Source organism: Acrocarpospora sp. B8E8 (genome assembly GCF_039871605.1).
GTDB classification, from domain to species: domain Bacteria; phylum Actinomycetota; class Actinomycetes; order Streptosporangiales; family Streptosporangiaceae; genus Acrocarpospora; species Acrocarpospora macrocephala.
Genome location: NZ_JBDPLV010000135.1, coordinates 1 through 14,196, shown reverse-complemented (window position 1 = coordinate 14,196; position 14,196 = coordinate 1). Strand labels below are relative to the sequence as shown.

Sequence of the window (14,196 nt, the reverse complement as noted above, 5' to 3'; positions counted from 1 at the left end):
GGCCCCCCGCGTCCTGATTGACCGTGACCGACGACGGCGCCGCGGGCAGCTCCCGGGACCAGCGGACCTCGATCCTCCCGATCTTGGCCAGGTACAGCGTCCCGTCCCCGGGCAGGCGGAAGGCGGTACGGGTGAACCGCGCCGCCTGGCGCCGGTCCCGGCGGGACTTGAACACCGGCAACCCCATCCGCGGGCCCTTACGCTTCCCACTGACCGAATCGAAGAAGTTCTGATAGGCCTGGTCCAGGTCACGCAGCACCTGCTGGAGCGGGACCGCAGGAACCTCACCCAGCCACTCCCGCTCCGGGGTTCGTTTGGCGGCGGTGATACAGAACTTCGCCAGGTCTCCGCCGCTGATGTATGGCTTCCCGGCTTTGCGCGCGGCCTTGCGCATCGCCAGCGCGTCATTCCACACCACCCGGACACACCCGAACAACCGCGCCAGCGCCTGACGCTGGGAGGGGTCGGGGTAGATCCGGTAGTTATAGCGCAACTTCACCCCGGCCCCCTCCCGCCACGCCTGACCGGACACACTTCGTCACGGCTCGAACACATTAACGTGTGGTCGATGGCTGCCGCAGCCGAATACGATGCGGCGGGCACGCCGTCTCCGCGCTCCCACCCTCGTCTGGACTTTGTGACCAATATCGGCGGAATGTCTTCAAAGACGTGTCACCGCGCCACCGCGAGGAAACATGATCGAGTTGTGCTACGGCTTCGAATCCGAACGGCGCGAGTTTCAACGGCGACGACCACGTCCATCCGCTCGTAGTCCACCCGCCCAATGTCGCCATCAGCAAGCCGGTCAACACCTCAGAGGCGTCTCCTCCCACTACCCGCGCAAGGAGTTCTCCGGACGGGTAACCAGGCCGTCACCACGGCCGCCTGTGGTCGCCGTCCTCCTTCGCCGATCCTGCGGGGAGCGCCCCCGAGCAGCAGCCCGGCCTGGCTGACGCGCTGGAGGATCAAGCCGGGGATCTGCTCCTCCAGTCCGTGTTCGAGCAGGCGGTCGCGGAAGTCGCTCAGGACGGAGAAGTCGAATCCCGGGTCGTCCAGTTCCAGGCCGAGCAGATACCTCCAGTCCATCCGCGCCCGTACCTGGCTTGCCGGTCGGATAACCCCTCGGCGTACTGGAGGACCGAGATCAGCGCTAGCGCCCCCGCGAGACCGCCGGGCGACCACGAGAGGAGAACGCCTCCGCGAAGGACTCATCGGTGAACACCGGTCCGAGCACGTCACGAACCCGTACGGCCAGCGCCCCCGTGGGAAACGCCGCTCCCACCACCCGGGCGGTCAGTTCCGGCGCTCCCTGATCAGCGCGAACTTCGAGCGACATGCCTCTCCCTTTCCGTCACGGCTCACATACCAATCGTGACGACTTGCCTCACTCCACAAGGGTGTTTACGGATTTCCCAACGGAGTCCTTCAGGACAGGGCCTTCTGCGGCCCTGCGGTAAACGTGCGGCTGGCACATGAGAACGCGACCGATGTCGCGAGCTTGAGCGCCCGATCTATTCGTCGTCGTGTCGTGCCTTCGAGGGCTGGACTCGCTTCGGCTCGCCCGGCATCTTCGGATAGTTCGGGGGGTACGGCATATCGCCGCGATCGTCCTCCTGGTACATCTGGAGCAGTTCCTCCAGCGAGAACGACTGGTCGTCGATCGTGCGGTGCACGTCCCCGAGTTTGGCGAATCGCTCCGGCATCGTCCGGATGTCGAAGTCGCGGGGGTCGCAGTCGGTCAGTTCCTCCCAGGTCACGGGCGCGGAGACCGGCGCTTCAGGTTTGGCGCGGACCGAGTAGGCGCTGGCGACCGTACGATCTTGGGCGTTCTGGTTGAAGTCGATGAAGACCTTCTCGCCGCGTTCCTCCTTCCACCAGGCGGTGGTGGCCAGGTCGGGCGCCCGGCGTTCGACCTCGCGGGCGAAGGTGATCGCCGCGTACCGGACTTCGGTGAAGGTCCAGCGGGGCTCGATCCGTACGGCGATGTGGATGCCGCGGTTTCCGGAGGTCTTCGGGAAACCGGTCAGGCCGAGGTCGTCGAGGACGGTCTTGGCGGTGAACGCCACCTTTCTGGCCTGGTCGAAGCCGGTGCCCGGCTGGGGGTCGATGTCGATGCGGAGTTCGTCCGGGTGGTCGAGGTTGCCGCGCCGGGAGTGCCACGGGTGGAAGTCGATCGTGCCCAGGTTGGCGCACCATGCGATGCCGGCGACTTCGGTCGGGCAGAAGGCGTCAGCCGTACGACCGCTGGGAAAGCGGACGTTCACCGTTTCGATCCAGTCGGGGTGTTTGGGCATGCGTTTCTGGTAGATCGCATCGGTTTCGATGCCGTCGGGGTGGCGTTTGATGTAGGTCGGGCGCTCGCGCACCGCCCGCAGGACGCCGTCACCGACGCTCACGTAGTACTCCACCAGCTCGCGCTTGGTCGCGCCGATGCCCGGGAAGTAGACCTTGTCCGGGTTGCTGACCTTGACGGTCCGACCCTCGACGTCGAGTTCTATGTACGGCGATGCCATAGCTCGGACGATACCCACTTATGGCCAGCGGGATGGCCACCCGCCTCCACTCGGATATGTCCGGGAATGTCGGCCGGGAAGTTTCCGGCGGGGGGTCGGGTTGACTCCAGTGAACCCGACGAACAAGGCTGGTGAGCATGGACAAGGTGGTCAAGAGCGAGGCCGAGTGGCGTGTGCAGCTGTCCCCGGAGGAGTTCCGGGTGCTGCGGCAGGCGGGCACCGAGCGGCCCTTCACGGGGGAGTATGTCGACACCAAGACCGTGGGCGTCTACAGCTGCCGGGCGTGCGGGGCGGAGCTGTTCCGTTCGGAGACCAAGTTCGAGTCGCATTGCGGCTGGCCGTCCTTCTTCGAGCCGACCGAATCAGACGCCGTCACCCTGATCGAGGACCGCACCCTGGGCATGACCCGCGTCGAGGTCCGCTGCGCGGCCTGCGACTCCCACCTGGGCCATGTCTTCCACGGCGAGGGCTACGCCACCCCCACCGACGACCGATACTGCATCAATTCAGTGAGCCTGACCCTCAAGCCCGCCTAAGCCTCAGGTTCGGGGTGGGTGACGCGGCAGTCGGTGTCGTCCGGGCCGAGGATGTTGGCGAGGACGGGGTTGCCGTTCTCGCCGAACTGGGCCTGGACGAAGACGACGGGGTTACGCTCGCCGATCGAGGCGAGGTAGAGCAGGCCTCGTTCGCAGAGCCGGAGGGCGGTCTTGGAGTTGTTGGCGCTCTCCGGTAGGTCGGTGTATATCCGTAGGTAGCGGCCGGTGGCCCGGATGTCGGTCACCCGGCCGTTCGTTTTGTCGGCCCAGCGGTTGTTGAAGTAGGCCACGGCGGAGTCGCTGGTGTATTCAGACTTTCCGGAGGCCTTCTCCTCGTCGCCCTTTTCGTCGCCTTTGTCGTCTTCGTTAGTGTTGGTCACGTGCAGGTCGCCTGTGGCGGGCGGTGTGGCGGAGGCGGGCGGCGGAGCGGAGGGCGGGTCGGATCGCAGCAGCTGGGTGCCGATGGCCGCACCGCCGAGGACCAGGCAGGCCACCCCGATGCTGATCTCGACGACCCGCGATCGTGGCCGCCGACGTTTTCCCCTGGAACGTGCCACCCCGACCGACATCGCCCCTCGCAAATGACATGGAATTTGTCCGAGTATCGCAATAGAGGCGAGATCGTGACCGGCAAACATGCGGAACAGGCATACGCGTGCCCGGTGTTCCCGGGATGCCGGGCATATCGTCCCGTGACAGCGGGAACGGGATTGTGGGGAAATGAGTCCCGTGAGCGTACGATCTCTGGCTTGGGGTGTTTTCGGGCTGTCCTGCGCGCTGATAGGCATGGGAAGTCTGATCCGACCAGGTGATCCGGTCGACGCGGCGCTGGCGCTGGGATTCACGCCGCTGGGGGCATACCTGGTCAGCCATCGCAAAGGCGGCGCGGTCGGGCCGCTCTGCCTGCTGGCCGGACTCAGCGCGGTCACCTACGCCGCCGGTGCGTACGGCTCACGCGCGGATTGGCCCGCAGCCGACTGGGCGGTCGGGGTCGCCGCTCTGACCTGGGCGCCACCGCTACTGGCCGGATCCACGCTGCTGCTGTTACTGGTGCCCGACGGGAAACTGCCCGGCCCTCGCTGGCGGCCGGTGGCGGCGGTCGCGATCACCGCGATCGTGCTGTTCACGGTCACCGCCGCGCTGATCCCAGCCGATGACGGACGCAGCCCCATCGCGATCGAGGCGCTGCGCCCGCTCCAGCTGTTCACGCTGCCGATCGTCGGCACCCTGGCGGCGATCGCGGCCGTCTCCGCGGTCGGCCTGGTGGTGCGAACGGCTCGCGCCCGTGGCCCCCTCCGCCTGCAACTGCTGTGGATCTGCGTCGGCGCGGTACTGGCCGTGCTGGGCGCGTTCCTCCCCGCCCTCATCCCCCTGCCCGGAGCAGGCGTCCCCTTCATCCTCGCCCTACCGATCTGCGTCGCCGTCGCGATGCTCCGCCACGACCTGTACGAAACCGGCCTCCCCCTCCGCCGCTTCCTGACCTTGGCCCTACTCGCCGGCGCACTCGTCCTGCTCTACCTCCTGGTCGTACGGCTAACCGGCAACACCATCCCCGCCACCGTCGTCGTGGCCGTGGCCGTCGAACCCCTGCACCACTGGCTCGGCCGCGCCGCCGGGCGCATCCTGTACGGCGGGCGTTCCGACCCCCAGGAAGTCCACGCCCGCCTGGCCCGCCGCCTCGCCGACACCTCGGACCCGGCCGGAATCCTGGCCGCCGTCGGGGATGCCGTGGTGGAAGCCGTCAGGACTCCGTACGCGCGAATCGAGCTCGGCGGCCACGACGAGCCCTTGAAGATCGTCGAAAGGGGTCGCCCCGCGCCCGTCACGCTGGCGGTTCCGCTCCGGTTCCAGGGCGAGGAGCTCGGCGCCGTCCTGGTCTCGCGGGAATCGTCGGGCGACCGGCGGGCCCTCGACCAGCTCGCCCTGCAGGCGGGCGCCGCGCTCGCCGCCGCCCACCGCGCGGCCGCGCTGCAACGCTCCCGGCTGCTGCTGGTCACCGCCAGGGAGGAGGAGCGCCGGCGCATCAGCCGGGACCTGCACGACGGGCTCGGCCCCGTCCTGGCCGGAATCGGCTTCACCGTCGACGCGGCGGAAACGCGCTCGCGGCCAACCCGGACCAGGCACGCGGCCTGCTCACCCAGATCCGCACCCAGGTCCACGAGGCCGGCACCAGCGTACGCGGCGTGGTCCGCGGCCTTCGTCCCCCCGAACTCGCCCAACTCGGCCTGGCCGGGGCGATCGAACACTCCGCCGCCGGACTCCGCGCGGGCGGCCTCCCCATCGACGTCACGATCACCGACACGTCGACCCTCACCGCCGCCGCCGAAGTGGCCCTCTACCTCGTCGCCCGCGAAGCCCTCACCAACGCGGTACGCCACGCCACCCCCACCCATTGCACAATCCACCTGCACCCGGCCTAAAAGGGATTCGAAATCACGATGACCGAGGACGTCATCGCCGCCGTCCGCGCCGCCGCGCGAGGCCAGGCCGTCTTCGGCCCTGGCACGGCCGAGTCGCTGATCGCCTTCCTGCACGCTCCACCCAGGACGGCCGCTCCCCCGTTCCCCCAGCTCACCCACCGGGAACGCACCAGTCCGAGGCTGGACATGAAATCGATCCTTGTTGGGAGGGTGAAATGTCCAGGCTCTCTGGGTTGTCCAGACTCACTGGGTTGGGGCCATGGCCGCCGCTGGTGCCGTCGCCTCGGCGGTGCTGGGCATCGCCCAGGTGGTCCACACACAGGTGGTGCCGTTCGCCGGAGCGGGTGACTACCTGATCGAGGCGGCATACACGCTCTATCTGACCAGCGCCATCCCAGGCGTGCTCACAATCCGTCGAGCGAACCCGAAATGGGGTCTCCCCGGAAACATCGGCACCGTGCTGTAGGCGCTGGCCCACGGCCTGATCGCCATCCCCGTCAGCGTGACCCTGCTCCTGACCGACCAACCGCGCCCGCAACTGTCCATGCTGTTCCTACCGGGCCTAGCCCTGTGGCTAGCCGGGGCAGCACTGTGGGAATCGCCATGTTTCCGCCAGAACCGCCCGATTCTCGGCATCGCGCTCCCAGCGGCACTACCGCTCGCCATGCTGCTCGGGGCAGCGGGACCGCTGGTGGAGGCAGCCCCATGGGGGACACTGTCGACCGCAGGAGACCACCGACGGTAATCGCCGCCCCTCTGTTTCCGGTGGTCAGTGTCATCGGCCGGGGTGGGACTGCTCTTCTTCGCCCTGTCCGCGCAAACCACGAGCCTTGGTGCGAACCAGGGTGTTCCCGCTGTGCGATAGATACAGCGTGAGACTGTTCCCCTTCCGGCGGCGCGAGGCTCTCGCTGTCAGTGCGGACAGCACCGACGTCGAGCTCGTCGCCGCCGTCGCCGCGCAGAGCACATCTGCGCTGCGCATCCTGCACCAGCGCCACGCCCCGTGGCTGCGTGCTAGGTTGGCCCGCCGCTGCGCCGACCCGGACGCCGTCGACGACGCCCTCCAAGAGACGTTCATGGCGGTATGGCGCTCGGCGGGCGGCTTCAAGGGCGACAATCTCGCGGGCTGGCTGTGGACGATCGCCATCCGCCGCCTGATCTCCGCGCTTCGCGGTCGCGGCTCCCGTTGGATCGGCATCGGCATCGAACCCGGTGACATCTCGCCGGTCGAGTCGGCTGAGGACGTCGTGCTGCTCGGCGTCGAGCACGGCGACCTCGGCTCCGCCCTAACCAAGCTCTCCCCCGAGCTGCGCGCGGTCATCGAGGCGACCGTCCTGGACGGTCTCACCACCAAGGAGGCCGCGACCCTTCTCGGCATCCCTGAAGGCACGGTCAAGACCCGCGCGATGCGGGCCAGGGCCCGGTTGCGCGAGGAGTTGTCATGAGCTGGCACATCCCCGATGAGCTACGCGAGCGCTATCTCGCCGGCACGCTCGAGTCGGCACTGGCGATGTCCGTGGACGCCCATTTCGAAGGTTGCGCGGACTGCCGGGCGGCGGTGCCGTACGAGGAGAACTGGCTGGAGGCGTCCTGGCAGCGGCTGGAGGCCCGGCTGATCATGCCGCGCCCGGGCCTGGGCGAGCGCTTCCTCCGGCACGGCGGTGTGCCCGGCCACCTGGCCAGGCTGCTGTCGGCCACGCCGACAATGAGCCGGTCCTGGCTGGTGGCGGTGGTGGTCGCGCTGGCGTTCGCGGTGCTCGCGGCGCGCCAGAGGGCCGACCTGCTGCCCGCCTTCTTGATCGTCGCGCCGGTGCTGCCGCTGGCCGGGATCGCGCTGGCCTACGGGCCGCGCGTGGATCCGGCCTACGAGCTGACGGCCGCCACCCCGCTGGCGGGGCCGCGGCTGCTCCTGACGCGCGCCACGGCGGTGCTGGCGGTCGCCGTCGCCGCGGCTGCGCTCGCCTCGCCGTTGCTGCCCGCGCCACCTGGCCTGAGCGTCGCATGGCTGCTGCCTTCGCTGGCCGCGGCCTCGGGATGCCTGGCCCTGTCGCACCGGCTGCCCGTGCCGATCGCCGCGCTCGCCATGGGCGGGTTGTGGCTGGCCGTTGTCGGGACGGGCCGTTTCACCGGCAGCTGGCTCGCCGCCTTCGTCCCCGCCGCGCAAATCGTGTACGGCGGGGCCGCCCTCCTGCTGATGTTCCGCCTCTACAAAGTGAGCGCCCAATACAAAGTGAGTGCCCAATGATCCAGATCAAGGACCTGACCAAGGCCTACGGCGGCAAACGCGCGCTCGACGGCCTCTACCTGACTCTCGGCACCGGCGTTACCGGCCTGCTCGGGCCGAACGGCGCCGGCAAGACCACCCTACTGCGCTGTCTGGCCACCACGCTGGCCGCGGACGGCGGCTCGGTTGACGCCTTCGGCCTGGACCCGGCCGACCGCGTGCAGCGGACCGCCCTGCGGCGCAGGCTCGGCTACCTCCCACAGGACCCGGGCTTCTACCCGCACTTCACCGCCTTCGACCTCGTGGACTACGTGGCGATCCTGAAGGAGCTGACCGACCCGGAGCGGCGACACGCCGAGGTGCGCCGGGTGCTGGCCGAGGTGGATCTCATCGGCCAGGCCAGGACGAAGGTCCGCAAGCTGTCGGGTGGCATGCGGCAGCGGCTCGCGCTGGCGCAGGCCTTGCTGGGCGAGCCGGACCTGCTAATCCTCGACGAGCCGACCGTGGGTCTGGACCCGGAGCAGCGGATGCTGTTCCGGGCGTTGATCTCACGGATCGGCGAGAGCCGTACCGTCGTGCTGTCTACGCACCAGACCGAGGACGTCGCCGCGCTGTGCGAGCGGGTGGTCGTGATGCGGAGCGGTAGGGCTGTCTTCGACGGCACCCCGGGCGAACTCGCGGGCATCGCGGAGGGCCGAGTGTGGTTGTCTGACGAGGCACCGGCGATCTCCACGCTGTTCTGGCGCACCGCGGACGGCCGCTACCGCACGCTCGGGGAGCGGCCGCCCTCGGCCGACGCGACGCGCCCGGGCGTCGAGGACGGCTACCTCATGCTGCTCGGGGAGGCGGCGTGACGCGGCAGTTGTTCCTTGTGGAGACGCGCAGGCTGTTGCGGCACCCGCTGGTGTGGGGCGCGACCGTGCTGGTGCTGGCGCTCCAGACCTTCCTCAGCTGGGACCAGCAGCCGGACCTGAGCATCGACCCGGTCAACGCGACTGGCCTGTCCACGTGTCTCGCGGCGGTGGTGCTGGTCGTGGCGAGCCTGGCCGCCTCGCGTGACGGCCGGCACGAGATGCCGGAGAGCCTGGCGGGCTTGCCGGGACGGGCCGAGCACAGGACGTCGGCGATCCTGCTGGCGACGCCGCTCGCCGCCGGGTTGGCCGCGGCGGTGGCCGTGGGCGGCTACCTTGTGATCCGCCTGCTGAGCGGCCCGGCCGGGGGCCGGCTCGATGGGTGGGAACCGCTGACCGGGATGGCCGCTGCGGTGTTCGCCGCGACGCTGGGGGTGGCCGTCGGGCGGTGGGCGCGGTGGCTGATCGCCGGGCCGCTGGTGGTGGCCGTACTCGGCTATCTGATCTTCCAAAATCACCAGAACGGTGCCGCCGGGTGGCTGCTGCCGGTCATGCAGGTACACCGCCCCGACTGGCCCGACCGGCCGTCCGCGATCCACCTGCTCTACGTGCTGGCGCTCGCGGTCGTCTTCGGCGGGCTCGCGCTGTTGAAGCATCGGGTACGGCTCGCGCCTGCCGTGGCCATGGTGGCGGCGCTGGCCGGTGCGGTGCCGTTGGGGGCCATCGCGGCGGCTAAACCGCCAGCCGTGCTGCCCTCGCTGGGCGAGCTGAGCATGAACGATGTGGACCAGCGGGTGCGCGAGCGCTACTTCGGCCCGGACGCCCACCGCTGCTCGGGCCGACAGGGCATCACCTACTGCGCCTACGCAGGCTACGAGCCATGGATCCCGCTGTGGGAGAAGACCATCCGGCCAGTCGTCGACGCGTTGCCCGCCGCCCTGCGCGCTCGCGCGCCACGCGTCGAGCAGACGGCCTGGACCTGGTTCTTCGGCCACAACCTCGGTACGCCCTTGGTCCGGCCGCCGATGGCGTGGGGCCACCCCGATCAGCGCACCATGCTGGCCCAGGACGTGGCCTTCTGGGCAACCGGGCTGAACGACTCGGCTACCAGGGCCTACAAGGCGCATCCCGGGAAGGGATGCGACGTGCGTGGACAAGCCCGCACGGTCGTGGCGCTCTGGCTCATCGGCCAGGTCTCCCCTCCCGAGCAGCCGCGAGTTCTCCACGTCGACGGCGATCAGGGCCGCATCCCCGGGACGTACTGGGGCGCCGCCGAGGTCGGCTACGCCGAGCTCCTCCTCGCCAGTCCTGACGCCGGCGAGAAGGTGCAGGCCAACTGGAACACGCTCATGAAGCCCGCCACGACCATCGACCAGGCCCTGCCGCTACTCGGCCTGGACCGCAAGTTGGACTCACCGACGGGAGCCACGCCATGTCTGTGACCGTCCACTCCCCGAAGAGCCACGACGCCATGCCTGCGACGCCGCCGTCCGCACGAGGAGCCATGCCATGCCGTTGACGTCGCCCACCAACCAGAAGGCCGCTACAACCGCCGATCCCGCCTGCATGCGCGCCGCTCAGGTGGCCACCGGGCGTGCCCGATGGCGGTCGACCATCTTGCTGGTCCGCCCGTTGTGCAGGGCCATCGACTGGGCGCCGCTCGCGGTGGTCGCCGCGGTGGTCGGGGCCCTGCTGGCGCTGGCGCAGGCCGGGCGACCGCTGGCCTCGGGTGACGCGCTGGCGCTGATGCGCATCGCGGGCACCCTGCTCGGCTCGGCTGCCGCCTTCGCGCTGGTCGACGCCATGTCGGCAGACCTGGGCGCGGCGCCTGTCCCCCGGTGGGTACGGCAGGCGCTGCGGTGCCTGCTGGCCGGAGGCGCTGCGGTCACCGTCTGGCTGCTCGCCTTCACCTACACCCTGTCCCACCTCCCCGACAACACCTACTTTCCGGTCCGCGACCTGCTCGTCGAAATGAGCGTTTGCCTGGGTATCGCGCTGGCGGCCGCCGCGTCCGCCGTCCGATACGCACCTGGACGGCAGGCCGCCATGGCCGCTGTGGTGGTCCAGCTCGCCCTGGTGCTGGCGACGATCCTGCTGCCAGACCAGATCAGGCTTTGGCCGCCCACCTGCGGTTTCGGCCACTGGGACGAGGCACACCAGTTCTGGCTCACGGTGCTGCCTCTGCCGTACCTCTGGCTCGCGTTCGCTGGCCGCGACCTGCGGCGCTGACCCCACACCGCCCCCAAGCGCCGACTCTCCGCGCTGCCCCCAAACACTGAGGGCCAGGAGCGTGATCTCGAGCAGTCCGCTGGGGCCCGTGCGGGCCGCCAGTCGCCCTTGAACGCCTTCACTGCGGTCGAAACCGTTCCGGCACCGATCCCGATCGGGCTGGCTACATCACCGCCCTGCTGACCGCCCAAGACTGTCTCGTCAAGGCCGAGAACGTGGTCAGCGATCAAATCGACCTCGTCGGTGAATCGGCCGCGCCATCTTGGTCGATCTCCTTCAACCCCGACGCCTGCGGGTGAGCGTCCGCAAGGTCAAATCCCCCTGTCCCGCTACAACAAGAAAGATCCTTACCGGCCAAACACGAGCATTCCCGGCCTCTTCAGCAAATTCCGTGACGCGCTCACTGAGCGTGCGCGAGGTGGGGTGGACGACCGGTCGGGACGGGAGGTGTACGGGAGCGCTGCCGTGTCCAAGCTGCAGCGAGTTCACCAGCCGCGTGCGCTCCCGCTACTGGCGCACCTTGTCCGGCACCGTCCGGCACTGTCCGGCACCGTGATTGGCGGCAGTCTGGTGAAGATCAAGCTGCGGGCCCCGGCGGCTGAACTGCCCTGCCCTCTCCTGCCCGACGGCGACGTTCGCCAGGCCGATACCGGAATACCGGAACCGGCCTCGCGGTAGGCCCGGCGCATCGCTGTCGGCGGAGTCGGAGGATGGCCTAGGGATGTCGCCTCAGAGGGATGTCGCCTCAGAAGGGTGGGATGTCCTCGCCGTGGTCGTGGGCTGGTCGCCGGGGCTGGGGAGGAAGTGGTTTGCGGGCTGGCGGGGGTGGGGGCATGGTGGGGGTGTCGTGGTCGGGCACAGGGTCGGGCACGGGACCGTCGGGTCGCCTTGAGGTGCGCTCAACACGCTGGGCGCGGGGCAGGGGGTCGATGGCGGGGTCGATGATCTGCCCGGTGCGGACGGGGTAGAGGTGCCCGAGCGGGGAAAGCCACACAACCCGTCCGGGGTGGGGCATGGCGATGCGCCATCCGCCGATGTGTTTGGCGCGGTGGTCGTGGCGGCAGGCGGAAGCCAGGTTGTGCGCCGTTGTGGGCCCGCCCGCGCTGTGGTCGTGAATGTGGTCTTGGTCGGTGCGGGTCGCGGGCATGCGGCAGCCGGTGAAGGTGCAGGTGCGGTCCCGGATCTGGATATGGCGGCGCAGCACGGCCCCGGCGAAGCGCCGCCTTTGGCCCTGTCCGGTATCGGCAGCGGCTGCGGCATCCCCGGCATCCCCGGGTGTGCCGCCTGGGTCAGCGTCGGCGGCATCGCCGGGCTCGCCGGGTGGGATCTGGGGGTCGGCGCGGAGGTTTGCGGTGAGCCAGGCGGTGTACTGGCCGTTGATGTCGTCGATGACGGCGGCCCAGGTGCCGCATGGGTGCGGCCGGGGGGGTAAGGCGTTGGAGCTGACGGAGCTGACGGAGCTGACGGGTGGTCACAGCGATCTCCACGATGCCGACTCGGGCGCTGCGCAGCCGGCGTGGGCCGGGGCGGCGGGTGGTGATGCCCCCGAACAGCAGGTGGCCGTCGGTGTCGCAGACGGCAAAGCGCCACTCGCCTGCGGTCATGGTGCGGGTCATCTGCCGGGCGAGCGGCGCGTGCACCGGCCCCCAGCCGGGCACGTGGCCGGGGTGGTCGTCCTGGCCCAGCAGCGTGGTCAGCTTCACCCGCACCTCCCGGGCCTTCCACCTGCGCTCGTTGTCACCGCCTGGACGCCTGGGCGGACCACCCCCACCCGGGCCACCACCATCTGGATGACGCTCATCCGGATCACCCCTGTTGGGATCACTAGCGGCGGTGCCGCCACCACCGGTGCCCTTGCCGCGGCCGGGGTCATCGCTGTCATGCTCGCCACCGTCGCCTGCGCCGTCGTGATCGTCGCGGTGGTCGGCAGCGTCGTGGTGGCGGTCGGCGTGGTCGGCGTGGTCGGCGTGGTGATGGTCGGTGAGACCGTCATCGTGGGCGCCCTCGTGCTCACGCGTGGCTTCGTGCTCACGCGTGGCTTCGTGCTCACGCGTGGCTTCGTGCTCACGCGTGGCTTCGTGCTCACGCGTGGCTTCGTGCTCACGCGTGGCCTTGTCCTCGTGCTTGCGCGTGACCTCGTCCTGGCGGGTGTGATCGGCCTTGCGCTCCGTGCGGGGGCTGGACGCTGGGAAAGGCCGAGTGGCGGGGTCGCCGGTCGGGTCGGTGGAGTCCCCGGTCGGGTCGGCGGGGTCGCCGGTGGGATCAGCGGGGTGGGGGGAGCGGTCGGCGTGGTGGTGGTCGGGGAGGTCGGCCGAGTCGGTGGGGGTGTCGGTGGGGGTGTCGGTGGGGGTGTCGGTGGGGGTGTCGGTGGGGTTGGTGATGACACCGGTGACGATCTGGTCGTCGGACAGACCCTCGAAAGAGCCGTCCAGCATGCCCAGGTAGAGATCAACACGGATGTGGTCGGCAGGGCGGGCATCTCCGGCGTGTTTGCAGGCGCGGGCCAAATCGTCGATGTGGGCGGCCGCGGCCGCGGCACGGTCCAGGGGCAGATCGACGCCGGAGAGGTTGGCGGTGCCGTCCAGGGTGCGTGAACCGATGACGCGGCGCCTGCGGACGGCTTCCTTATAGCGTTTGCCGGCCCAGCCGGGGTCGATGGCGATGGCCATCGCCTTGATGAGCTCGATAAGTCGGCCGACGGTCAGGTGGGGGGCTTTGGGGAGCAGGGCGGCGGTGATGGCGTGGGTCTGGACGTCGGTCAGCTCGCAGGTCCACTGGGCAAACGCCCACGCCTTGGTCTCATCGATCAACCCGTGGTCTTGGGCGGCGAGGACTTCGGGCAGGCGGATGGTGAGGTCGTAGGCGAGGCCGACTTTGGCATCGGCGCGGCGGCGGGACCAGGTCAGGGCGGCGCGGGCTTCGTCTGCGGAGAATTCCTGCAGGTGGGCGGCGCGGGCGATGGTCTGGTCGGAGAAGGGTTCGCGGAGGGAGACCTCGGTGAGGGCGGCGGCGAAGCGGGCTTGTTCGTGGCAGAGCTGGCGGTGGCGTGCTTTGAGGACCTCGACGAGGTCGTAGCCGGAGACGGTGGTGATGTCGATGGCGTCCAGCAGGGCCGACAGGCGGGGTCCGGGTGGGAGGTCGCTGAGGCCGGGTGGGAGCGGGGTGGGCTCGACCCCCGCCTCGGCGCTCAGTGTATCCAGCATGTGACCGATAGTAGTACACGAGGAGGTGGAAAGCAAAACACATGTTCGAATAGTTCTCGGGTGGGTGAGCCTTCAGATGGGTGAGCCTGACGCACTAGATGATTGAGTCCAAGGGGTCTGGTCACTTTCAGTGGTCGTAGGCGAGCAGGGATCGCTTGATCGGCTGGCCGGTTTTGTCGTTGTGCCAGATCGCGGCGGTCAGCGCGAGGATCCGTGCAAG

Annotated in this window: 13 protein-coding genes and 1 pseudogene; 8 read left to right on the top strand and 6 right to left on the bottom strand. The window is 69.5% G+C overall.

What is annotated here, in order from left to right; genetic code table 11:
* From ABGB08_RS53210 to ligD, 3 genes and pseudogenes are all read right to left on the bottom strand, one after another.
* Nucleotides 1-499, bottom strand: a 499-nt coding sequence (locus tag ABGB08_RS53210; protein ID WP_347607772.1) for a transposase, incomplete at its 3' end; no start/stop codon positions are given.
* Nucleotides 500-1,002: 503 nt separating this feature from the next.
* Nucleotides 1,003-1,336: pseudogene (locus ABGB08_RS53205) on the bottom strand (transposase); the annotation flags it as partial.
* Between the two features lie 175 nt (nucleotides 1,337-1,511).
* Nucleotides 1,512-2,513 (bottom strand): non-homologous end-joining DNA ligase, encoded by a 1,002-nt coding sequence (gene ligD, locus ABGB08_RS53200; RefSeq protein ID WP_347607769.1) that lies wholly within the window; start codon nucleotides 2,511-2,513, stop codon nucleotides 1,512-1,514.
* A gap of 137 nt (nucleotides 2,514-2,650) precedes the next feature.
* On the opposite strand from ligD, the gene msrB reads away from it, so the two are divergent.
* The gene (gene msrB, locus ABGB08_RS53195) at nucleotides 2,651-3,049 is read left to right on the top strand and encodes a peptide-methionine (R)-S-oxide reductase MsrB (RefSeq protein ID WP_347607766.1); all 399 of its coding nucleotides are present in this window, start codon (nucleotides 2,651-2,653) and stop codon (nucleotides 3,047-3,049) included.
* Here the strand turns inward: msrB and ABGB08_RS53190 are convergent.
* Entirely contained in the window at nucleotides 3,046-3,606 is a 561-nt protein-coding gene (locus ABGB08_RS53190) for a hypothetical protein (RefSeq protein WP_347607763.1), read from the bottom strand. The genes msrB and ABGB08_RS53190 overlap by 4 nt on opposite strands.
* Before the next feature lie 229 nt (nucleotides 3,607-3,835).
* On the opposite strand from ABGB08_RS53190, the gene ABGB08_RS53185 reads away from it, so the two are divergent.
* The 7 genes from ABGB08_RS53185 to ABGB08_RS53155 all read left to right on the top strand — a co-directional run bounded on the left by ABGB08_RS53185 (nucleotide 3,836) and on the right by ABGB08_RS53155 (nucleotide 10,773).
* On the top strand, nucleotides 3,836-5,491 hold the full coding sequence (locus ABGB08_RS53185; protein WP_347607760.1) for a histidine kinase: 1,656 nt from the start codon (nucleotides 3,836-3,838) through the stop codon (nucleotides 5,489-5,491).
* Between the two features lie 237 nt (nucleotides 5,492-5,728).
* Nucleotides 5,729-5,935: a hypothetical protein gene (locus ABGB08_RS53180; protein ID WP_347607757.1), complete on the top strand. Its 207-nt coding sequence runs from the start codon at nucleotides 5,729-5,731 to the stop codon at nucleotides 5,933-5,935.
* A 406-nt stretch (nucleotides 5,936-6,341) separates the two neighbouring features.
* Entirely contained in the window at nucleotides 6,342-6,914 is a 573-nt protein-coding gene (locus tag ABGB08_RS53175) for an RNA polymerase sigma factor (protein ID WP_347607754.1), read from the top strand.
* Nucleotides 6,911-7,714, top strand: a complete 804-nt coding sequence (locus ABGB08_RS53170) for a zf-HC2 domain-containing protein (protein ID WP_347607751.1) — start codon at nucleotides 6,911-6,913, stop codon at nucleotides 7,712-7,714. Before ABGB08_RS53175 ends, ABGB08_RS53170 begins: the two co-directional genes overlap by 4 nt.
* Nucleotides 7,711-8,547 carry an ABC transporter ATP-binding protein gene (locus tag ABGB08_RS53165; protein WP_347607748.1) on the top strand — a complete coding sequence of 279 codons (837 nt, stop codon included), beginning with the start codon at nucleotides 7,711-7,713 and terminating at the stop codon, nucleotides 8,545-8,547. The genes ABGB08_RS53170 and ABGB08_RS53165 overlap by 4 nt, the downstream gene beginning before the upstream one ends.
* Nucleotides 8,544-9,986 (top strand): hypothetical protein, encoded by a 1,443-nt coding sequence (locus ABGB08_RS53160; RefSeq protein ID WP_347607745.1) that lies wholly within the window; start codon nucleotides 8,544-8,546, stop codon nucleotides 9,984-9,986. The genes ABGB08_RS53165 and ABGB08_RS53160 overlap by 4 nt, the downstream gene beginning before the upstream one ends.
* Before the next feature lie 67 nt (nucleotides 9,987-10,053).
* Nucleotides 10,054-10,773, top strand: coding sequence for a hypothetical protein (locus ABGB08_RS53155; RefSeq protein WP_347607742.1), 720 nt, complete (start codon nucleotides 10,054-10,056; stop codon nucleotides 10,771-10,773).
* A 745-nt stretch (nucleotides 10,774-11,518) separates the two neighbouring features.
* On the opposite strand, the gene ABGB08_RS53150 is transcribed toward ABGB08_RS53155, so the two are convergent.
* The gene (locus tag ABGB08_RS53150) at nucleotides 11,519-11,977 is read right to left on the bottom strand and encodes an HNH endonuclease signature motif containing protein (RefSeq protein WP_347607739.1); all 459 of its coding nucleotides are present in this window, start codon (nucleotides 11,975-11,977) and stop codon (nucleotides 11,519-11,521) included.
* A gap of 85 nt (nucleotides 11,978-12,062) precedes the next feature.
* Complete coding sequence (locus ABGB08_RS53145; RefSeq protein WP_347607736.1) at nucleotides 12,063-13,976, bottom strand: DUF222 domain-containing protein; 1,914 nt, start codon at nucleotides 13,974-13,976, stop codon at nucleotides 12,063-12,065.
* Nucleotides 13,977-14,196 lie beyond the last annotated feature (220 nt).

Bases quoted from the DNA above. Each gene is read 5' to 3' on its own strand.
- ligD (WP_347607769.1), bottom strand. From the start codon at position 2,513: ATGGCATCGCCGTACATAGAACTCGACGTCGAGGGTCGGACCGTCAAG.
- msrB (WP_347607766.1), top strand. From the start codon at position 2,651: ATGGACAAGGTGGTCAAGAGCGAGGCCGAGTGGCGTGTGCAGCTGTCC.
- ABGB08_RS53185 (WP_347607760.1), top strand. From the start codon at position 3,836: ATGGGAAGTCTGATCCGACCAGGTGATCCGGTCGACGCGGCGCTGGCG.
- ABGB08_RS53180 (WP_347607757.1), top strand. From the start codon at position 5,729: ATGGCCGCCGCTGGTGCCGTCGCCTCGGCGGTGCTGGGCATCGCCCAG.
- ABGB08_RS53170 (WP_347607751.1), top strand. From the start codon at position 6,911: ATGAGCTGGCACATCCCCGATGAGCTACGCGAGCGCTATCTCGCCGGC.
- ABGB08_RS53165 (WP_347607748.1), top strand. From the start codon at position 7,711: ATGATCCAGATCAAGGACCTGACCAAGGCCTACGGCGGCAAACGCGCG.
- ABGB08_RS53155 (WP_347607742.1), top strand. From the start codon at position 10,054: ATGCCGTTGACGTCGCCCACCAACCAGAAGGCCGCTACAACCGCCGAT.
- ABGB08_RS53145 (WP_347607736.1), bottom strand. From the start codon at position 13,976: ATGCTGGATACACTGAGCGCCGAGGCGGGGGTCGAGCCCACCCCGCTC.